This is a genomic window from Flavobacterium poyangense (assembly GCF_011751075.1).
GTDB classification, from domain to species: Bacteria; Bacteroidota; Bacteroidia; order Flavobacteriales; family Flavobacteriaceae; genus Flavobacterium; species Flavobacterium poyangense.
The window spans coordinates 22,086-40,503 of sequence record NZ_JAALLN010000014.1 but is presented as its reverse complement, the minus strand read 5'-3'; the positions used below and the strand labels follow the sequence as shown (position 1 = coordinate 40,503).

General features: G+C 37.2%; 23 protein-coding genes and 2 pseudogenes. 10 read left to right on the top strand and 15 right to left on the bottom strand.

Annotated elements, in window-relative coordinates; genetic code table 11:
* Window positions 1–111 precede the first annotated feature (111 nt).
* The 7 genes and pseudogenes from G3A47_RS17885 to G3A47_RS17855 all read right to left on the bottom strand — a co-directional run bounded on the left by G3A47_RS17885 (window position 112) and on the right by G3A47_RS17855 (window position 4,547).
* Window positions 112–984 (bottom strand): IS3 family transposase, encoded by an 873-nt coding sequence (locus tag G3A47_RS17885; RefSeq protein ID WP_166924798.1) that lies wholly within the window; start codon window positions 982–984, stop codon window positions 112–114.
* A complete protein-coding gene (locus G3A47_RS17880; RefSeq protein WP_243860499.1) occupies window positions 981–1,307 on the bottom strand; it encodes a transposase in 327 nt (108 codons plus the stop codon). The genes G3A47_RS17885 and G3A47_RS17880 overlap by 4 nt, the downstream gene beginning before the upstream one ends.
* Before the next feature lie 54 nt (window positions 1,308–1,361).
* A pseudogene (locus G3A47_RS17875) lies at window positions 1,362–2,045 on the bottom strand (cryptochrome/photolyase family protein).
* Between the two features lies 1 nt (window position 2,046).
* Window positions 2,047–2,184 carry a DUF2256 domain-containing protein gene (locus tag G3A47_RS17870; protein ID WP_083342491.1) on the bottom strand — a complete coding sequence of 46 codons (138 nt, stop codon included), beginning with the start codon at window positions 2,182–2,184 and terminating at the stop codon, window positions 2,047–2,049.
* Between the two features lie 8 nt (window positions 2,185–2,192).
* Window positions 2,193–3,617 carry a cryptochrome/deoxyribodipyrimidine photo-lyase family protein gene (locus G3A47_RS17865; protein WP_166924796.1) on the bottom strand — a complete coding sequence of 475 codons (1,425 nt, stop codon included), beginning with the start codon at window positions 3,615–3,617 and terminating at the stop codon, window positions 2,193–2,195.
* 2 nt (window positions 3,618–3,619) lie between these two features.
* Window positions 3,620–4,225: a flavin reductase family protein gene (locus G3A47_RS17860; RefSeq protein WP_070906635.1), complete on the bottom strand. Its 606-nt coding sequence runs from the start codon at window positions 4,223–4,225 to the stop codon at window positions 3,620–3,622.
* Between the two features lie 31 nt (window positions 4,226–4,256).
* Entirely contained in the window at window positions 4,257–4,547 is a 291-nt protein-coding gene (locus G3A47_RS17855) for a TIGR03643 family protein (RefSeq protein WP_070906634.1), read from the bottom strand.
* Between the two features lie 175 nt (window positions 4,548–4,722).
* On the opposite strand from G3A47_RS17855, the gene G3A47_RS17850 reads away from it, so the two are divergent.
* Both G3A47_RS17850 and G3A47_RS17845 read left to right on the top strand, forming a co-directional pair.
* Window positions 4,723–5,406, top strand: a complete 684-nt coding sequence (locus tag G3A47_RS17850; protein ID WP_070906633.1) for an SDR family NAD(P)-dependent oxidoreductase — start codon at window positions 4,723–4,725, stop codon at window positions 5,404–5,406.
* 11 nt (window positions 5,407–5,417) lie between these two features.
* Window positions 5,418–6,833, top strand: a complete 1,416-nt coding sequence (locus tag G3A47_RS17845; protein ID WP_070906632.1) for an SDR family oxidoreductase — start codon at window positions 5,418–5,420, stop codon at window positions 6,831–6,833.
* Between the two features lie 113 nt (window positions 6,834–6,946).
* On the opposite strand, the pseudogene G3A47_RS17840 reads toward G3A47_RS17845, so the two are convergent.
* The 3 genes and pseudogenes from G3A47_RS17840 to G3A47_RS17830 form a co-directional block, all read right to left on the bottom strand.
* Window positions 6,947–7,132, bottom strand: a pseudogene (locus G3A47_RS17840) (cold-shock protein); the annotation flags it as partial.
* Window positions 7,133–7,279: 147 nt separating this feature from the next.
* Entirely contained in the window at window positions 7,280–7,540 is a 261-nt protein-coding gene (locus tag G3A47_RS17835) for a hypothetical protein (RefSeq protein ID WP_070906631.1), read from the bottom strand.
* 527 nt (window positions 7,541–8,067) lie between these two features.
* A complete protein-coding gene (locus G3A47_RS17830; protein WP_166924795.1) occupies window positions 8,068–8,673 on the bottom strand; it encodes an NAD(P)-binding domain-containing protein in 606 nt (201 codons plus the stop codon).
* Window positions 8,674–8,893: 220 nt separating this feature from the next.
* On the opposite strand from G3A47_RS17830, the gene G3A47_RS17825 reads away from it, so the two are divergent.
* Window positions 8,894–9,559 carry an IS6 family transposase gene (locus tag G3A47_RS17825; protein WP_070906629.1) on the top strand — a complete coding sequence of 222 codons (666 nt, stop codon included), beginning with the start codon at window positions 8,894–8,896 and terminating at the stop codon, window positions 9,557–9,559.
* A 266-nt stretch (window positions 9,560–9,825) separates the two neighbouring features.
* Here the strand turns inward: G3A47_RS17825 and G3A47_RS17815 are convergent, their stop codons facing one another.
* Window positions 9,826–10,626: a DNA alkylation repair protein gene (locus G3A47_RS17815; RefSeq protein ID WP_070906628.1), complete on the bottom strand. Its 801-nt coding sequence runs from the start codon at window positions 10,624–10,626 to the stop codon at window positions 9,826–9,828.
* Entirely contained in the window at window positions 10,623–11,261 is a 639-nt protein-coding gene (locus G3A47_RS17810; RefSeq protein WP_070906627.1) for a peroxiredoxin-like family protein, read from the bottom strand. The genes G3A47_RS17815 and G3A47_RS17810 overlap by 4 nt, the downstream gene beginning before the upstream one ends.
* Window positions 11,262–11,353: 92 nt before the next feature.
* On the opposite strand from G3A47_RS17810, the gene G3A47_RS17805 reads away from it, so the two are divergent.
* Window positions 11,354–11,716: a winged helix-turn-helix transcriptional regulator gene (locus tag G3A47_RS17805; protein ID WP_166924793.1), complete on the top strand. Its 363-nt coding sequence runs from the start codon at window positions 11,354–11,356 to the stop codon at window positions 11,714–11,716.
* A gap of 64 nt (window positions 11,717–11,780) precedes the next feature.
* Window positions 11,781–12,011 carry a hypothetical protein gene (locus tag G3A47_RS23670; protein WP_207544114.1) on the top strand — a complete coding sequence of 77 codons (231 nt, stop codon included), beginning with the start codon at window positions 11,781–11,783 and terminating at the stop codon, window positions 12,009–12,011.
* Window positions 12,012–12,179: 168 nt separating this feature from the next.
* Here the strand turns inward: G3A47_RS23670 and G3A47_RS17795 are convergent, their stop codons facing one another.
* Complete coding sequence (locus G3A47_RS17795) at window positions 12,180–13,025, bottom strand: helix-turn-helix domain-containing protein (protein ID WP_070906625.1); 846 nt, start codon at window positions 13,023–13,025, stop codon at window positions 12,180–12,182.
* A gap of 90 nt (window positions 13,026–13,115) precedes the next feature.
* Here G3A47_RS17795 and G3A47_RS17790 point away from each other — a divergent pair, with 90 nt between their 5' ends.
* The 3 genes from G3A47_RS17790 to G3A47_RS17780 are packed head-to-tail and all read left to right on the top strand — an operon-like array spanning window position 13,116 to window position 15,619.
* A complete protein-coding gene (locus G3A47_RS17790; protein ID WP_166924791.1) occupies window positions 13,116–14,219 on the top strand; it encodes an alkene reductase in 1,104 nt (367 codons plus the stop codon).
* Between the two features lie 43 nt (window positions 14,220–14,262).
* Window positions 14,263–14,673 carry a DoxX family membrane protein gene (locus G3A47_RS17785; RefSeq protein ID WP_070906623.1) on the top strand — a complete coding sequence of 137 codons (411 nt, stop codon included), beginning with the start codon at window positions 14,263–14,265 and terminating at the stop codon, window positions 14,671–14,673.
* Window positions 14,663–15,619, top strand: a complete 957-nt coding sequence (locus tag G3A47_RS17780; protein WP_070906622.1) for a polysaccharide deacetylase family protein — start codon at window positions 14,663–14,665, stop codon at window positions 15,617–15,619. Before G3A47_RS17785 ends, G3A47_RS17780 begins: the two co-directional genes overlap by 11 nt.
* 190 nt (window positions 15,620–15,809) lie before the next feature.
* Here G3A47_RS17780 and G3A47_RS17775 read toward each other — a convergent pair whose 3' ends face one another.
* A complete protein-coding gene (locus tag G3A47_RS17775) occupies window positions 15,810–16,154 on the bottom strand; it encodes a winged helix-turn-helix transcriptional regulator (protein ID WP_070906621.1) in 345 nt (114 codons plus the stop codon).
* 20 nt (window positions 16,155–16,174) lie between these two features.
* Window positions 16,175–16,651, bottom strand: a complete 477-nt coding sequence (locus tag G3A47_RS17770; RefSeq protein WP_165607916.1) for a PEP/pyruvate-binding domain-containing protein — start codon at window positions 16,649–16,651, stop codon at window positions 16,175–16,177.
* Window positions 16,652–16,903: 252 nt separating this feature from the next.
* Here G3A47_RS17770 and dinD point away from each other — a divergent pair, with 252 nt between their 5' ends.
* Together dinD and G3A47_RS17760 are read left to right on the top strand one after the other, a co-directional pair.
* On the top strand, window positions 16,904–17,776 hold the full coding sequence (gene dinD / locus G3A47_RS17765; protein ID WP_070906619.1) for a DNA damage-inducible protein D: 873 nt from the start codon (window positions 16,904–16,906) through the stop codon (window positions 17,774–17,776).
* Between the two features lie 77 nt (window positions 17,777–17,853).
* Complete coding sequence (locus G3A47_RS17760) at window positions 17,854–18,294, top strand: aldo-keto reductase family protein (protein WP_070906618.1); 441 nt, start codon at window positions 17,854–17,856, stop codon at window positions 18,292–18,294.
* Window positions 18,295–18,418: the final 124 nt, after the last annotated feature.

Here is an 18,418-nt window from a genome sequence, read left to right as displayed (position 1 = left end):
TGTTTCGAACTTGAGCCTTCAAATTGTTTTAATACAGTATTATCAGTTCTTGTTAAATCTAAATGCATCGATTGTGCACCCAGTTTAACTCTAGCATCATAAGAAAAGCTATTATTTAATTGCCTGCTGATTCTGAAACTCTTCGATCGTTAAGTTTCCGAGTGCAGAATGTCTTCTGCAGGTGTTGTAAAAGTTCTCGATATAATCGGTTATTGATTTTTCTGCTTTCTCTTTAGTCTTATATTTATTTTGGTATACCAGTTCTACTTTTAATGTCTTGAAGAAGCTTTCTGCTATCGCGTTATCATAGCAGTTTCCTTTTCGGCTCATGCTTTGGGTTATTTTATTTGTGTCTAATAGAGCAATAAACTCACGGCAGGCATATTGCTTTCCTTGGTCTGAGTGAAAGAGTAGTTCCTGATTGTTCTGCAATGGACGATTTAAAAGAGCTTTCGTTAAAGAGGTGATGCTGGTATCTTTTGCTCTCATTGTTTCGCTGATTGACCAGCCGATCACTTTACGGTCAAAAAGATCTATTACCACAGTGAGATAGATCCAGCCTTCATCTGTTTCGATGTAGGTTATATCAGATACCCAGATTTCGTTTCTTCTGGCTGCCTTAAAAATCTGTTCTAATCTGTTTTCTGCTGATCTGTTATTACGGGTTGGGTTTGTAGTCTTTTTATATTTAGATTTAGCAATGCTTCTCAGATGGTTTTCCTTCATAATCTGCCCGACAAATTTTCTGGAAACTTTTATCCCGATGGAATCTAATTCTTTAGCAATTCTCGGGCTTCCGTACCGGCACTGGCTCCAGTGGTAAATTCTTATAATTTCTTTTATTATATGGTCTTTCCGTACAGACTTTGCAGTGGGTGTTCTTTTCCTCCATCGGAAGAAACTGCTTTTGTGAATCTGAAAAATCCGGCACATCTTCTCGACAGGAAATATTTCAGCATTTTCTCTGATGAATTCATATTTCACCCGCCGCTCTTGGAGAAGATATTTTGAGCCTTTTTTAGGATGTCCCTTTCAATTTCTAATTCTTTTATCTGTTTCCGAAGCTTCTTCAGCTCATTTTTATGGGATATTTCAGCTGAAGTTTTCTTTATGGTAAATCTGCCTTCTTGGTAAAGCTTCTTCCAGTGCTGAAGGGTACTTGTACTGATGTTGAGTTCTCTTGCCACGTCACAGACTCTTCCGCAGTGGATGCTCATGGATGCGGCCAGAATCTTGAAGCCTAAAGTAAAGGTTCTCCTTGTATTTTTCATGCTGTTAAAATTAGCAGGAATAAAATTAGTTGCCATTCAGAAATTTTAGGCAATATATCCTCATTTTTTACTGCCTCAGATAAACACTGCCTAAGCGTTTAGTCGCAAAAAAGGTATCAACTCCATTTTAATATCGGTTTTTAAAATCTCCTGCACTATTTCAGAAACATTATTATTAAAAACGAAAGGCGTGGTGGGCTTATGATTTTTAGGCATTTTTTTTCTGTTTTCATCGTCATAATTCCACTGGCCTGCGATCGGATTATCTCCAGAGATCAGCAATTGATGTTTTTTTCACATGGTACGATAAAAGCTTTCCATCAAAAAAGTTTTTTTTCCTTCAAAGAATTTTCCGAGTTCATCACGGTTACTGAAAAAATGCTCGGTATCATAAACTTTAAAAGCAACAGAAAGTTGTGAAGTAATATTTTTCAATATCAAATCTACCCGATATTCATCTGGAAGCTGATATTCGAATCTTGTGTAATGATCTCTTTGTATAATAAAAAACAGATTTTCTTCAAGAGACTGTAAATTGTCCTGATCGTTTATTTTCAAATAAATACATTGATGTTTTTTGGATTCCAGGAAACTGGAAAACTGGCGCATTGCGGCAAAAAAGCCCGCTATTTTTTGAATGTGGTGTGTGACATAATCCGTTTCTGTCCGGATTTCCATCATTATATAGGTAACAGAATCGTCTGTTTTTTCAAACCATGAATGATTGCAGTTCAATTGGTCGCCCAGAATCAGCCTTAAAGTTTTACTGCCCATATTATTTGTGTATTCTGCATTTATCACTGCAATATTTAACTTCATCCCAGACCTTTTCCCATTTCCTTCTCCATGAAAAAGGACGATTGCAGACCGGACAGATTTTACTTGGCAGGTTTTCTTTTTTTACTTTTCGCATAAAAATGGCTAGAGAATATTTTCTTGTTTTTTTCGGATACTACAGATAGCATCACTGGCATATTTTCTGGTTTCTTCAATATCCACAATCGGAAACGGATAATCCTTTCCAATTTCACATTCGTAGAGCTGCTGATCAATCGAACCTAACTTCCAGGGCTCATGAATTAAGAGGGGAGGGATATTAGCGAGTTCGGGAATCCATTTTTTAATAAAAATCCCTTCACTGTCATGCTGATCAGAGTTTTTAATGGGATTATAGATTCTAATAGTTCCCGTTTCGGTCACGCCCGCCTGCATCTGCAGCTGCGGATAATGGATTCCCGGTTCATAATCCAGAAATTGCAGCGCTAAAAAATGAAGCTGGCGCCAGTCCTGCCAGAGATTAAAAACAAAAAAGGACACTACCAAGGCTCGCATTCTAAAATTGATAAATCCCGTTGCAGTTAAGCACCTCATACAGGCATCGACAATGGGAATGCCTGTTTGCCCTTTCTGCCAGGCTTTAATGTAATTTTCAATTTTAGGTTTTATCAGTACATCAAAGCTCGGGTCTATGTTTTCAAATTCAATACGGCAGTCGCTTTCAAATTTCTGCATAAAATGACAGTGCCAATGCAGTCTGGAAACAAAGTTAAGCATGGCTTTCTGGTTGGGTGAACCTTGATAAAACTGATTGGTATAGTGATAGTCCATCCGCATGCTGATATTTCCGTAGGCCAGATAAGGCGAGAGCCTGCGGCAGCTTTTTCGGCTCAGACCGGGTTTGGAAATATGCCTGCTGTAATTAACGTGTCTTTCCTCGGCAAAACTTTTTAAATAACGCCACGCCCAGTATTCACCGCCCTGCTGGAAGTTTTTATTATGAGTTGTAATAGCTTCGGAAAGTGTTTTTCCCTTTAGGTTTTGATAAAAACCTGCATCTAAATCTTCAAATTTAAAAGTATTCAGGTCGATCATTTTTGGGTCAGCCCGCATTACCTTTTCCCAGCGCTCATCCCAGCCCTGTCTTGATTTGAGTTTTCTAATTACGCCATGCAGCTGGGATTGTTTCCACAAAATGCTTTGGATGTCAAAAAAGGACTGCATGGCTATATCGCGGTCAAATGTGATTTTAGTGCCAATTTCCTGATGCGAAAAGGCTGTTTGAACTTCGTAAATACGGCAAAACTGCTCAAAAACGGGCTGCACTTCATCATGAAAATAATAGATATGCGCCCCAATTGATTTTAGTTTAGACTGCATTTCTTTTAAGCATTCATACGCAAACCTCCAGTGGCGCACATTTGAATCGTTACGTGTCATTATTGAAGGCTCAAAGAAATAAAGCAAAAGCAGCGGGATATTCTCCTGCTGCGCCATAAAAAGGGGCTCATGATCTGTAGAACGAAGATCACGCTTGAACCACATAATATTAACTTTTTTTTTATTCAATTTTAAAGCAATGATGTAATTTCCTTATCGGGTTTTGCATAAGATAGCCGGGCGAGCTGTATGGTTTTATGATAACTGTCCAGACCCGAACAGGTAATGGTATTGGCTTTTTCAAGATCAACAAATCCATCTGGAGATACGCAGTCTTCAGGAATATAGATTTGAACAATTTCGCCGATAATCATAGTGGTATTGTTAATCGAAATATCAATTTTCTCTTTAAGTTCAATTCGCATCTGAATCAGGCTTTCCTGTACAAAAGGAGCCTGAAAGCCGTTTTTAAATTCAGGGGTGAGGCTCACTGCATCAAATTCAGATACAGCGGCATCATAGCGCGCGGAAGTCTGGTGCGCTTTTTTATAAATCGATTCATTGATATGGTTTAGGGTATAAAAACCGGATTCTAGAATATTGCTTAAAGTATCGCGCTGCGGCGGACTAGGCCTGAAAATTACATCGATCAATGCAGGATTGGCTCCGATATGAAATACAGAACTAAAAATAGATACGTTCGTATTTCTTGAATGGCTTTTGGTTCCAATAAGCGAAACACTTTTAAAGCCGCCAATACTATTGATCAGATGAGCTATTTTGCGGCTTTCCAGCATGTCGATATCTTGTGAATGCAGAAACTTTTTTTCATCTTCGTTTTGAAATTTTATTGTTGGAAATCACGCGCTGTCTGCTGCATTTAAAACGGTCGATTTCAGAAGGACGCTTCGCTGCATGCTTGGTTCTGCAGTTCTCCACGCGTTTGCGCCATAATTTATAACTGCTGAATTTCAGTTCTTTTTTCATCAAAGCCTTTACATCGGCCTCAGATAAATGAAACTGAAACTTTATGGCATCAAAGGTGGTTCTGTCTTCCCATGCCATTTCTATAATGCGGTCCAGTTCAAGGGCAGAAAAGCTGCTTTGTTTTGTATTCATATCGATACGCTGTTACGAACTTTTTTTCATTTGTAATAGTGCTAAGGTACTTAATTAGATTTATTTTGTTTAATGTTATTTGGTAAAAGTTAAACAATCACTATCTTTATAATGAAAATCAATTATTTAGTAAGATGATATCTGAAGGAAGTACAATACTTTAAATTTTAGAATAATGGAAAAAATAGTAGTTATTGGGGGCAGCAGGGGAATTGGCAGCGCCGTAGTGCTGCAGCAATTAGAAAACAGGCAGGTTTATAATATCAGCAGGACTGCTCCTGAGATTTTCCATCCCAATTTAATCCATTATGGGGCTGATGTTCTGCATGATGATCTTCCGGAAATTGAAAGTATTGATGCCCTTATCTATTGTCCGGGATCGATAAACCTCAAACCTATTTTAAGTCTGGGTGCTGATGATTTCAGAAATGATTTTGAAATTAATGTTATTGGCGCTGTAAAAGCCATTCAGCATTATCTGCCGGCTTTAAAAAAAGGAACTAATCCGTCGATTGTGCTTTTCAGCACCGTAGCGGTAAAACTCGGAATGCCTTTTCATGCCAGTATTGCAGCTGCAAAAGGCGGGGTAGAGGGGCTTGTAAAATCGTTAGGGGCAGAACTGGCTCCCAAAGTCCGCATCAATGCCATTGCGCCTACGATCACCGAAACTTCGTTGTCAGCTTCGATCCTCAGAAATGAGCGCATGAAAGAAAATATGATAGAGCGCCATCCGCTTAAAAATTATTTAAAACCCCGCGAAGTGGCGCAGATGGCAGATTATCTTATCTCTAAAGCGGCAGGATCAATTTCGGGCCAGATTTTTCAAATGGATTATGGTCTGGTCAGTTTTAAAATGTAATTTATACAAAGATGAAAATTCTACTCACAGGCGCAACAGGATATATTGGTAAGAGGCTGTTGCCTTTACTGCTGGATCAGGGACATGAAGTAATCTGCTGTGTGAGGGATAAGAGCAGGTTTTATTATCCCAAAAGAGATACAAAAAACATCCATCTTCTTGAAGTTGATTTTTTAGATGCAAAAAGCGTGGAAAAAATCCCTGATGATATCGATGCGGCCTATTATCTGATTCATTCCATGTCAGGGGCGGTTAACTATGATGAGCTGGAAAGTATTTCGGCTCGTTATTTCAAGGAGAAAATAGACAGAACAGCCGCAAAACAGATTATTTATTTAAGCGGAATTGTAAACGATAAATCATTATCCAAACATTTATCATCCAGAAAAGCAGTAGAGGAAATTTTAAAGAATGGAAAAACCCCGACCACTACACTAAGGGCTGGGATTATTGTGGGATCCGGGAGTGCTTCTTTTGAAATTATACGTGATCTGGTTAATAAACTCCCCGTGATGATTACTCCAAAATGGCTCAATACCAAATGCCAGCCTATTGCTATTGGGGATGTTTTAGAGTTTTTAATCCGCTCACTGCTAAACCCTAAAACCTATAATGAAAGTTTTGATATCGGCGGCCCCGATATTCTGACCTATAAAGAAATGCTCCTGGGGTTTGCCCGGGCAAAAAAACTAAAAAGATATATTTATACACTGCCGGTCATGACGCCAAAATTGTCATCGTACTGGCTTTATTTTATTACTTCAACTTCTTTTAAACTGGCTTCGGCATTAGTAAGCAGTATGAAAGTAGAAGTCGTTTGCAGTGACAGCAGGATTAATGATTTATTAAGTGTTAAGCCAATGAATTACGAGATGGCGCTGCAGAGGGCACTCACAAAGATTAACGAAGATGCAGTGGCTTCGAGCTGGAAAGATTCACAGATCAGCGGACAGTTTAAAGGAAGTGTGGCTTATTATCTAAAGGTTCCTAAAAAAGACTGCTTTATTGACAGAAGAAAAAGAAAAATCATTGACAGGGATGCTGTGATATCTAAAATATGGTCTATCGGCGGGGAAACCGGATGGTATTACGCAGACTGGCTCTGGAGCCTGCGCGGCTTTATGGATAAGATTGCCGGAGGTGTGGGAGCAAGAAGGGGAAGAACCAGTAGACATGAAATTCATGCAGGAGATGCACTCGATTTCTGGCGTGTGGTATATGCTGACAAGAAAGAAGGAAAATTAATTTTATATGCCGAGATGAAACTGCCCGGAGAAGCGTGGCTTGAATTTAAAATTATTAATAATAAATTGTACCAGGCCGCGACTTTTAGACCTAAGGGAATATTGGGCAGGCTGTACTGGTATTCAGTGCTGCCTTTTCATGGTTTTATTTTCAATGGAATGATTAATGAATTAACACGTTAGATATATTTAATCATGGCATTATATGAAGAGTTTTTTTTATTCATATAGCCTGTGTTTAAATAAAAAAAGCATCTGCTTTAGGCAGATGCTTGATAAACTAATTTTATAGTAAATTATGCTATTACTACGTTCACTGCGTTTGGACCTTTGCGTCCTTCCTGCACGTCATAACGCACCTGATCATTTTCACGGATATTTTCCGACAGCCCTGAAACGTGAACAAAAACTTCGTTTCCGCCATCTGTGGGTGTTATAAAACCAAAACCTTTTTCTTCATTGAAGAATTTTACTGTACCTTCCTACATGTTAAATATTTAATTTACACAAATGTAGCGTATTAAATAACAGGAAACTGAAAAAAGATTTTTAATTGTGTTTTTCTTAACGTAAGTCAATCCGCGGTAATGGGCATAGGCTTAATAAATGCGATTTTCAAGGGGAAAACTTCACTGCTGGAGGCTGTTTTCTAATACCTGTGAAGGGGCAGGGAGCCCTAATTCTTTGGTCGCTGATCGTATGTTCCTGAAAAAGCCAACGCTGTAAGAACATTTTGCATAGCAGATCACATCAAAATTCTGTTCTGTGAGCTCTTCTATTTTTAAATCGGTTATCGCAAGGGATTCTGATGTTTTTTTGTTAATGGCTTTTCCCAGAATCCTGTCCTGATAATATTGTGAAGGCTGCTCTGCTTCTTTTAGGGTATACATATGCCGTTGGTTTTTATCAAAAATACAAAAATAACTGCAGATTTTACGCTGTCTGTCTTTAATGCGGCAAAACGGTGCACTTTAAGCTGCAGGGCTTTGTTTTTTAACATCCCCGATCTTGATACGTACCATTTTAATAATTATATTTGATCTGGAAAGACCATCATTTATAAACATCAGATTTTTTTACAATGCAAAAAGAAGTACGATTCAAGGTGAGAAAAGATCTGGACCCGCAGGAGCAACAGAGGGTCATTAAATTAAAAGGAAGCCTTATTTCCAAAGGCTACACCGAAATTATACATATCAGGGACCAGGGCGAGGAGTTTCATCTCAATACTTTTAGACCCCGGCGGGTAAACGAAATGAAGCGCAGCAGTATATTGCGGCCTTTATCAGCGAGGAGAACCTCTGTCAGACCATATCAAAAGCTTAACTAACTTAATTCAGTTTTTTTTATTCATGCCCGCCTGCTGTACACAGGCGGGCTTTTTTTGCTTTGACACTGCGCGCCGGATGCTCTATTTTTAATTCAGTTGATCAGCAAAAGGGCCGGCCGGGGGCGCTGATATGGATTTTAAGTTCATTGCTGTATTTTGGACCTTCAGTCTACCGGTAAGGTCAATGGGCAGAAAGTCCAGTGTTTTAAGAAAATTCCGGATACCATTTCCCGAAGCTTTATGACTAGATATGAAAAACAGCTCCTGCCTGTTTGTATGGGCTGTGGTTTTAACTGCTGGTTTTAGGCTCACCGGGGTAAAGAGTTTTACGATATGCGCCTCAGGAATTAAACAGACGGTAATCCTGTAGGTCATACCATGGGTGATGCCCGATAAAAGCGAGCCGGGATCAAAGATCAGGCTGCTGGTATGTACGATTATTTTCCCTGACATATCAGGCAGGTTTGGCAGTACAGACTCCAGATCATCCTTTGGAAGGAACAAAAGTATAATGTCTGCCGCCGCGGCCTGCTCAAGGGTGCCAAGGGCCGCAGTTGCGCCCATTGTTTTAACCGATTCCCTTATAAGGCTGTTACCCCGGGGATTGTGCAGGGTTATTTTATATCCTGCCCTGGCAGAGCGGATGGCCAGCTTAAGGGTAAGGCTGCCGATTCCTATGATTCCAATTTTCATAATTGTTTGGGTTTAATTACAGATCTCAGAGTACTGAATCCGGCATCTTGTCTTTATTAAGAATGCCGGCTTGTAATAGAAAATTTTTAAAATCAGACTAAAATTAGTACAAATTCCTGATTTTGCATGTACGTATTTTTACCTGTTTTTGATTTTTGCAGCAGGGTTCTGTCGCATCTGGTAATAACTTTTATCTTTAGAACTTTAAACCGATTAAAAGATGAATACTAAAGGTCATTGTTATCCAAAATACATAATTCTTCAGGCAGTATATTTCAAGCTAAGATTTACACTTAGTTACCGGGATGTTGAAGAACTAATGAAGATTAGAGGAGTCATTGTGGATCATGCCACGATCCAGCGCTGGGTTTATAAGTTTACACCTTTGATTGAGTCAGAGATGAAGAAGATAAAAGGCAGAGTGGGAGCGAGTTGGAGATTGGATGAGACATATATCAAAGTAAAAGGTATATGGTGTTATTTATATCGAGCAGTAGATAAATTAGGTAATACGGTTGACTTTCTTTTGACTAGAAAAAGACAAAGAATGAGTGCTCAGTCATTTCTAATTAAAGCAATTGATAATAATTACCGGCTAAGAGTCATAAAAATTGATAAAAGTAGTTCTAATATCGCAGCGATCAAAGTATATAACAAACGTTCATTCTCAAAGATTAAAATCCGGCAGTGTAAATATCTCAACAATATTGTAGAACAGGATCATCGTTTTATAAAGTGGCGTATACAAAATGGATTAGGTTTCAAAAGTTTTGAATCGGCCAAAAGAACATTGAGCGGAATTGAAGTTGTGAATATGCTTAGAAAAAATCAGATGGTCAAACCAGGGAAATCTATGTTTAAATCATTCTGCAAACTGGCGGGCTAAATTTTAAATTGCTTAAAATTTTATATTTGATTCTTCGAGATGCGACAGAATCGGCAGTTTTCTCTTTAAAATTGCGGCCATAACTTTTCGATTCTCTTTCATGCTCTAAAGTTAAGATTTGGTTCTTAACAGCAACTCCATGCTAAGCAAGCACATCCAATGCTTTATCAATTGCATTAGGTGCAGACAGCGAAATGACATTTTCTTTTCGCTGTATCACCGAAATAATATGGTTTAATGGAGATGCCATTTCAGTTGCAATATTACTAATTGACCGTTCTCAATGCCTTTTTGACAATGTACCTTGTTTGTTTTGTACCGCTTTCTTTTTCCCAACGTTTACAAAGCTCCTTTACAAAATCGGGCTGTGTTTTACTTGCATCATTTAACCAATTTCCAACACTGTCTTGTACATATTTTGCTGAATCGGATTTTAGAGGTTCTAAAATTGGCAAAGCCAATTTGGGATTTTGTTTTAGTTCTTCGATATGTTCGCACCAAACGCCGCGAGGCCGTGTTGTCTCTGTGGTAAAGCGTCTGATATTTTCATCTTGGTTTGTCGTCCATTTGGAAAGTATTTCAATGCTTTTGGTAAGATTTTGAGCGACTTTCGCTCTTACAGCCAGCCAGCAGATTTCCCTTACTCCAAAATGTTTATCGGTTGAAAAAGGCTTAATTTGATTAAGCGTTTCGTTTATGTTTAGATTTTCATTTTTGCCAATGGTATAAGCTGCCCAGCAACGAACTAAATCGGCTTTGTGAAGAGATAATGTCGTTAAGAAATCGCTATCATTATTCTTTATTGCCTGCTCAAGAATCCCTGTTCCGATAGCTTCGTTTATGGTGTTTACAGTCTGCTTTTTCAGTTGGTCGATTTTAGACAGAACGGGTTTTAAATAATTCATTCTTTGATTTTCTGCAAGTAAATTTTCCAATAAAAGCCGCTGGTCAACTGCTAACCATTCCATAAGGTTGGAAGTTTCAATTTCACCACTATTTAGCTGTGCTAAAATATCTGTCGGAATATCCTTTGCACTTCTTGCTCCTTTTCTTTTTATCTCGTTCATAATTGTTTAATCAATTCCTGAATATCTATCCTGTTCATATAATTGGCATCAGCAAATTTGTACCTAACGCTGCCATTTGTATCTACTACAAAAACGGCAGGTATAGGCAATTCGCTGTTGCCGTTTTCGTTGTATTCCGACAGGTCAATGCCTAAACCTCTGTAAGTGGGAACGATATAGTCCTGAAGCCCGAATGAAATGCCAAGCTGTTTAGCCAAAGCATTGTTTTTATCGGTCAATAATTCAAAATCCAAATTGTAATTGCTCTTTAATTCTTGGCTATAATCGAGCTTTTGCGGTGAGATTGCCACAAGGGTTGCTTTTCTGTCGGTAATCTGTTTTAGGCTGTCTTGCAGTGCTTTTAATTCAAGGCTGCAATAAGGGCACCAGCTGCCACGAAAAAAAGCTGCAATCACTTTTCCCTTTTTTAGAATTTCTTTTAACTGCACCGTTTCATCATTTGTATTTGGCAGTTTGAAATCGGGAAACATATCGCCTGTTTGGATGCTGTTTCCTTCCATGTTCCTGGCTCTCAAATCCTGAATGGATTTGCCGAATGCATCTAAGGCTTCTCTGGGAAGCTGATGCCCTAAATTTTCATTCAGTTCTTCAATCTGCTGTGCTAAATTTTTCATATATTGTTTTATATTTTTGCAAAGTTTTGAAAGTAAAACCAGAAATGCAATACCGCATATAATTATCCCTAGGAGACAAAAAAGTCAATTTTATGAAAACAAAGCAACGAGCGATAGAAGAAAAAATTTGCCCATTGGAATTTGCTGTTAATGCTATTAGCGGAAAATGGAAAATCCCGATTGTGTGGCGTATAAACGAAGGCGAAAAACGTCCGAGCGAAATGCTTCGCGGCATTGCAAAAGTGGATAGGCGTGTGTTGAACCAGCATCTGAAAGAATTGGAACAGGACGGAATTTTAAGCAAAAAAATCTTCAATGAATTACCGCCCCGCGTTGAGTATTCGCTTACACCGCTGGGCGAGAAATTGGCAGATGTACTTTGGAAATTGAACGATTGGGGCGAAATCCTTTTGTCTGAAAAGCCTGTATTAGCTAATTCATATAGTGGTGTGTAACAAATATTTTTTGTTTCTGTTTTTTCAAACAAAGCATTGTCGGACTTTTTTTTAGAATAGCCGTTTGCTCGGGAAATTACTCTCTCCTTTCCAACCTGAAAAAGAGGCCTTTGAATCGGGAAGGATAATGCTTAATGGAATCAATGAATTATTAGCCAATAATGAGGTTTTTGCCTTCGAAACCGCTTTAGCCACAAAAGCACTTCTTTTTTACAAAACCGCCTTAGCTTTTTGTGGCAAAAATGAAGGTAACTCTAATTCTGCTATAAAACTTAGACTTGCGAAATATATTTAAAAACTGCCTTAGCATTTTATGGCTAAATGGGAGGCATCTCTATGTTACGTCTAGCTTTTTTGTACAAATTAAGATGAAAATATTTGACCTGGTATTTGTAGAAGATAATTTTAAGATAGGTAAAAAAAATTAAATTGCTGCTTAGAAAGCCAATATCTTTGGAGATAACTAGATTTTCTTAAATCGAAGTTCTGAAGGATTTATTTCTTTATACTTTTGAAATGTTTTGTTCATATGGCTTGCGTCTGTAAAGCCGGTTTTCTCTGCAATTTCAGAAATACTCAGTGTACTTTGTTTTAAAAGCACTGTGGCGCGCTCCAGTCTTGTTTCCATTATAATCTTTTTGAAGCCATTCCCTGTATGGTTTTTAAGATATTCGCCTACATAGTTTGCAGATATATTAAACTCTGCTGCTATTGTTGCAAGTGTTAATTTTTTTTCTGTGTTTATATTCAATCTTATGTAAGCCAAAACGTCATTTACTTTATCTCTTTCCTTTTCGGCAAAAGTTTTTTTTGTAGAGTGCTCGGTGAGATGCCGCAAGACAATAACTATGATAGCACCAAAAAACTCTAATGTTAATTCTCTAGAATGCAGCTTAGGAGATTTATATTCTTCTAAAAGCATTTTTGAGAGAAAAAATATTTTTTTAGTATCCTGTCTGTTTTTTATTAGGCTTCCTGCGGTCATATTTGAACGAAAGAGGAAACGGCTGTTGGTTTCAAACCAGCCTGATTTAATCCAGCTTTGCTTGTCATTGAATATCTGCTCAGTAAATTTAATGTATAGTAAAATTGTAGGATCTTTTATCTCTAGTTGATGAGAATCTTCGGGAGTTAACAGGAAGATGTCCCCTCTATTGTAAGTAAATATTGTATCGTTAATTTTATGCAGTCCATGCCCTTTTCTAACTAATATCAATTCACAAAAGTTGTGGGTGTGCTGACCATACGGCCAATCTGTTAATTCTAATTCAAATACATTTATGGAGTGTTTGCTGAATATTCTTTTCATGAACCATTTTTGTTACAAATGTATCCTTTTTTTTTACAATAATTTTAGAGCTAAAAGATTGAATTTTGTGTAGTTATAATTTTTATAGAAATGAAATATCCTAATTTATTCAGTGGTTACAATTTAAAAGGACTTAACTTAAAAAATAGGTTCTTAATGGCTCCTATGACAAGGAGCCGAAGTGATGAGCAAGGAGATGTGCCAAATGATTTAATGGCTGAGTATTACAGCCAGAGGACTTCAGCTGGGCTTATAATCTCTGAGGCCACACAAATTAGTCTTCAAGGGAAAGGCTATGCTCGTACGCCAGGTATTTATGCTAAAGAGCAAATAGAAGGATGGAAAAAAATTACATCTGCGGTACATGCAAAAGAGAGTAAGATATTTCTTCAGCTGTGGCATGTCGGCCGAGTTTCTTCCGCTAAAGTAAATGGACTACAGCCCGCAGGTCCATCAGATCTTACAGCAAAGGATACATCAGTGTATATCTTTGATGGTGCTCCAAATGGGGATGCAACTTTCGTTCCTGTCGAAGAACCTAGAAAAATGACACATTCTGATATTAAGCAAACAATTGAAGATTTTGCTCAAGGTGCTAAAAATGCAATTGAAGCAGGATTTGATGGTGTAGAAATTCACGGAGCAAATGGATATCTTATAGACCAGTTTTTAAGAAACAATTCAAACGTCCGTACCGATCAATATGGGGGTACTATTCAAAACCGGATACGATTCCTATTAGAAATAACTGAAGCAGTTGTCTCTGAAGTAGGCAAAGACAAAGTTGGTGTAAGAGTATCGCCATTTATCAAATTTAAAGATATGGATGATCCACAGATATTAGATACTATTATGACTGCAGCAGATAGACTCAACGATCTTGGAATAGCCTATCTACATCTTTCAGAAGCTGATTGGGGCGATGCGCCTGAAATTCCAAGGGATTTTAGAATAAAGTTAAGAAAGACTTTTAGTAATACTATTATCGCAACAGGAAACAAAACACCAGAAACAGCGGAACAGCTGCTGGAATCAAATCTTGTAGATATTGTCGGATTCGGACGAAGCTTCCTTGCCAATCCAGATTATCCAAACCGCGTACTAATTGAAGCGTCATTGAATCAAATAACTGATAATCATACACTTTTTGGAGGTGGAGATAAACGTGGTTATACGGATTACCCATTTATGTAAGAGCGGGAGTTTTACACAAAGAAACTAATTAAATAGTAAAGCAATGGACAAAATAGTTTATATATTATTACGACTTGGTGTCGGGATAAGCATGTTTGGGCATGGTTTAGTCAGGCTCCTTAAATTAAATTCTTTCAGTAACTGGCTGGTAATAGAATTTAAGAAATCTGTCCTGCCTGAATTTATAGTAATTCCTTTTAGTTATGCTCTTCCTTTTGCAGAGTTTTTAGTTGGGCTATTGCTTTTGATGGGTCTTTTCACAAGGACAGCTTTGCTTACAGGTGCAATAATTATTTTATTATTACTGTTTGGAACATCGATGATAGAAAATTGGGAAGCTATTCCGTCACAATTAATTCATTTGGCTTTTTTCTGTATACTGTTACAATATTTTGAAGTAAATACACTTACACTGAATAAACTTTTTCAAAAAAGTAAAAAATATGATCAATAGAAGAGATTTTATTAAGAAAAGCAGCATAGTGGGACTTGCAGGACTTGTGGTTCCTTCAGCCGCTTTTGCTTCTCCATTTGTGGAGGATGCTAGAATACCTGCTAAAGAGACAAACAGCAAATGGGCAGATGGGTCGCGTCTGGTTGTTTCGGTTTCCATGCAGTTTGAAGCTGGTGGACAGCCGGGTAATGCTGAAAGTCCTTTTCCGCAGAATATGGAGAAAGGATATCAAGATTTACCGGCGTCAACTTGGTATCAATATGGATACAAAGAAGGTATACCGCGTATGTTGGACAACTGGGACAAATTGGGGATTAAAGTTACCTCACATATGGTTGGAACTGCAGTACTTAAAAATTCGGCATTGGCAAAAGAAATTGTGGATCGAGGCCACGAAGCTGCTGCGCATGGTATGAGCTGGAGCTCTCAGTACAACCTGTCATATGATGATGAAATGAAGTTTATTAAAGATGGGGTTGATGCCATTAAAAAGGCAACTGGATTTAATCCTGTCGGATATAATGCAAACTGGCTGCGCAGAGGAGAAAACACATTAAAAATTTTGCAAGAACTGGGATTTACTTATCATATTGATGACCTTAGCCGAGACGAGCCTTTTATTATAAAGGTGAACAGTAAGGATTTTGTAATAGTACCTTATACTATACGCTGTAATGATATTTTGCTTATTGAAGGCAAAAATTTTTCAACGGATCAGTTTTTCTCCCAAGTGAAAGCAGAGTTTGACCAGCTGTATGCAGAAAGTGAGTTTAAAAAAAGACAGCTGTCTATAAGCTTTCATGATCGTATCGGAGGAACTCCTCAGATGGTGCAGACTACACGAGATCTAATTAAATATGTTCAGGGACACAAAGGAGTTTCATTTAAAAGAAAAGATGAAATTGCACAGATGGCTCTTAACGACAAAACTACCATCAGAGAATAATCAGTTGGATGATTTAATATTTCAATAATAAAGGCACGTGCGCATGGAGCATGTGTCTTTTTTGGCTTTTAAGCTGAGTTTTTAAGTTACCACGACATGTTGTGGTTAATTTCAATACCGATAAATTAATGTGTCACGATTCTTACACATAGAACATTGCTAACTAGATTATTCATAATCATAGAGTAATCTATATTATGGTGACCCGTTTATTTGTTTTGGCCGTTTCTTTACCCCATTGAGCGATACTTTGGAGCAGCGGAATTAAAGTTTTGCCAAATTCTGTCAGCTCATAATCTACTATTAGGGGAGGTTTGGCGGTGTGTACGGTGCGAGAAATTAAGCCGTCTTCTTCCAATGCTTTCAGCTGCAGACTTATAGTTCGTTCTGTTACCATAGACAATTCTTTCCTTAATTCATTATAGCGCTTCTTTTCTATTAAATGAATCAAAATAACTGACTTCCATTTTCCGCCTATATATTTCATTGTAAGGCTGGTGCTGCAGGGATACTCTTTGTCGTTTATACAATACATTTTTTATAATTTTTTTGATACTATCTATTTTGACCGTTATTGCAAAGGTAATATACTGTACCTTTAATATTTAGAAGTGAATCGTGTTGTCCCGCAAAACTTGCATTGGCTAGATCTTCTGCGGTAGCACTGCTTCTAACGGCAACAGCGAGTTCTTTGTTTTCACATAAGAAGGAGTACGCATTTGAAATTTCAGTTTGAAGATCCAGGGGGAATTTTGCATCAAGTAACAGCTTTCTTGCTTTTGAGCCAATTTCAGTTAAGTTGGTAAAGTCTTTCTTATCCAAAAGTTGCATTAATTCATTTAGCGCAAAACTTAAATGATTGTATTCTATAAAATCTTTGTAGGCCGTTGTTGTTATGGCAAAACCATTGGGAACTCTAATACCATGAGGACCAAAATTATTGTACATTTCTCCAAGAGAAGCATTTTTGCCTCCTGCTTTATTAATATCGTTAATTCCGATCTCACTAAACTTTAAAATATATTTTTCCATTTTCATTTCTTTTAAATCTCTCTTTTGATGGCTTTTAATTTTATTTTAAAGATAGTTTGACATGTAAAAATTAAAAATGATTGTGATCATCTTTTAATATTTATAGCTTTCTTATAAGGTGATACAAATCATTTTTCTGCTTAAATTATTAAATGATATTTGCTGTATTCGATTATAGCTAAAATGTATTGAAGATAATTTTAATTTAAAATAAGTTTAGAAAATAATCTCAGATTTTAAATAAAAAGCACAATGAAAGCAAATAAATCACAAAGCAAAAGCATATCGATATTTGAGAAACTCAAAAAAACAGATAAGGCTGGTAATGAGTATTGGAGTGCCAAGGATCTTGCAAAATTGCTAGGGTATTCCAGATATAGTTCATTTATTGAAGTGCTAGATAAGGCAAAGGCTTCCTGTATTAATGCAGGTCAGGAGACAGCATCACATTTTAAAGATTTTAGTGCAATAAAATCAGTTGGTAATGATTTGCAAAGGAATTGGGTAAACGTAAAATTATCACGCTATGGCTGTTATCTTATAATTCAAAATGCAGATCCTACTTTAAAACCGGTAGCGCTTGGACAAGCCTATTTTGCAATACAAGCTCGTCTGCAGGAATTAAGTCAGCAGCGGAAAAGTAATAATTTTAAAATGGTAAAAAACCGAAGATATTTTCTTCGCAGAGAATTGGCTAAGAGAAATCTTCAGTTGGCTGGAGCCGCACGAAAAGCTGGTATTGTTACCCCTGCAGATTATGCCTTTTTTCAAAACCATGGATATAGAGGACTTTATGGAGGTTTGGATGTAAAAGCGATACGCAAGATTAGAGGTCTTGATTCTGATGAAAACATTCTCGATCATATGGATAGTACAGAATTAGCAATCAATTTATTTCGTGTCACTCAAACCGCTGAAAAGCTAAATGATGAAAATGTTCAGGATAGTGCCGAGGCTGATACTATTCATTTTGCGGTTGGATTAAAAGCTCGTAAGGCAATTGAAGACATCGGAAATACATTGCCAGAGAATATGCCCGTAATGGAAAGTATTACATTGCAACGAAAGCTTGATAAAAAATTGCCCTCAGAAAATAATCGTAAAAAGAAAACATCAGCTAGTTGAAGATATTGAGTTAAAATAAAATCTTTATAAATAATGCTTTAAAGTAAAGATTCTTAAGAAATTAAATAAGTAATATTATGAAAAGAAAGTTCTATATACCAATTGCCATCATTATGCTTTTATATTGCTGCCAGAAAAAGGATTGGATAGATCCAAATGAAAATGAAATAGAAATAGACTCAGCTGAAATGCCCGGCATCAATGATAATCTACTTAGAAAGTGGTTCGCATTGAATAAAGAATCAGACAGTATAATTAAATCGGCACAGCTAATTATTGATAAGCAGAGAGAGGAAGTCGAATCTCATCCGCAGGACGAGCGCGAATATATGACTGTTTGTATTGACGATGCTCAGCGGGAGCTTGACTTATTGAAGAAAAAAGTAAAATTTACTAAAGTGTTTGCAGGAGATATTAAGCATTATGACCTATCGCTACAGCATACAATTGACTCATTAGAAGAAGACTATGTTCGGGAAAAATATAAACTGGAAGATGTATTAAAAGAGTTGAAATAGTGTAAATAATCAACAATATTTTAAAGTAGAACTTAATAGAGGGTAAATTACTAGTTTTAACAAATCTATTTTCAATAACAAAATGCTACTAATTTAATTTTTGAAAGTATAATTAGTAACATAT

What these genes read in the sequence shown, in the direction of transcription:
- dinD (WP_070906619.1), top strand. Translation starts at nt 16,904, where the DNA reads ATGAAAGCAAATAAATCACAAAGCAAAAGCATATCGATATTTGAGAAA.
- G3A47_RS17775 (WP_070906621.1), bottom strand. Translation starts at nt 16,154, where the DNA reads ATGTATTGTATAAACGACAAAGAGTATCCCTGCAGCACCAGCCTTACA.
- G3A47_RS17860 (WP_070906635.1), bottom strand. Translation starts at nt 4,225, where the DNA reads ATGCTGGAAAGCCGCAAAATAGCTCATCTGATCAATAGTATTGGCGGC.
- G3A47_RS17870 (WP_083342491.1), bottom strand. Translation starts at nt 2,184, where the DNA reads ATGCGAAAAGTAAAAAAAGAAAACCTGCCAAGTAAAATCTGTCCGGTC.
- G3A47_RS17880 (WP_243860499.1), bottom strand. Translation starts at nt 1,307, where the DNA reads ATGGCAACTAATTTTATTCCTGCTAATTTTAACAGCATGAAAAATACA.
- G3A47_RS17845 (WP_070906632.1), top strand. Translation starts at nt 5,418, where the DNA reads ATGAAAATTCTACTCACAGGCGCAACAGGATATATTGGTAAGAGGCTG.
- G3A47_RS17830 (WP_166924795.1), bottom strand. Translation starts at nt 8,673, where the DNA reads ATGAAAATTGGAATCATAGGAATCGGCAGCCTTACCCTTAAGCTGGCC.
- G3A47_RS17790 (WP_166924791.1), top strand. Translation starts at nt 13,116, where the DNA reads ATGAAATATCCTAATTTATTCAGTGGTTACAATTTAAAAGGACTTAAC.
- G3A47_RS17815 (WP_070906628.1), bottom strand. Translation starts at nt 10,626, where the DNA reads ATGAACGAGATAAAAAGAAAAGGAGCAAGAAGTGCAAAGGATATTCCG.
- G3A47_RS17825 (WP_070906629.1), top strand. Translation starts at nt 8,894, where the DNA reads ATGAATACTAAAGGTCATTGTTATCCAAAATACATAATTCTTCAGGCA.
- G3A47_RS17770 (WP_165607916.1), bottom strand. Translation starts at nt 16,651, where the DNA reads ATGGAAAAATATATTTTAAAGTTTAGTGAGATCGGAATTAACGATATT.
- G3A47_RS17810 (WP_070906627.1), bottom strand. Translation starts at nt 11,261, where the DNA reads ATGAAAAATTTAGCACAGCAGATTGAAGAACTGAATGAAAATTTAGGG.
- G3A47_RS17805 (WP_166924793.1), top strand. Translation starts at nt 11,354, where the DNA reads ATGAAAACAAAGCAACGAGCGATAGAAGAAAAAATTTGCCCATTGGAA.
- G3A47_RS17855 (WP_070906634.1), bottom strand. Translation starts at nt 4,547, where the DNA reads ATGAATACAAAACAAAGCAGCTTTTCTGCCCTTGAACTGGACCGCATT.
- G3A47_RS17760 (WP_070906618.1), top strand. Translation starts at nt 17,854, where the DNA reads ATGAAAAGAAAGTTCTATATACCAATTGCCATCATTATGCTTTTATAT.
- G3A47_RS17795 (WP_070906625.1), bottom strand. Translation starts at nt 13,025, where the DNA reads ATGAAAAGAATATTCAGCAAACACTCCATAAATGTATTTGAATTAGAA.
- G3A47_RS17780 (WP_070906622.1), top strand. Translation starts at nt 14,663, where the DNA reads ATGATCAATAGAAGAGATTTTATTAAGAAAAGCAGCATAGTGGGACTT.
- G3A47_RS17850 (WP_070906633.1), top strand. Translation starts at nt 4,723, where the DNA reads ATGGAAAAAATAGTAGTTATTGGGGGCAGCAGGGGAATTGGCAGCGCC.
- G3A47_RS17835 (WP_070906631.1), bottom strand. Translation starts at nt 7,540, where the DNA reads ATGTATACCCTAAAAGAAGCAGAGCAGCCTTCACAATATTATCAGGAC.
- G3A47_RS17785 (WP_070906623.1), top strand. Translation starts at nt 14,263, where the DNA reads ATGGACAAAATAGTTTATATATTATTACGACTTGGTGTCGGGATAAGC.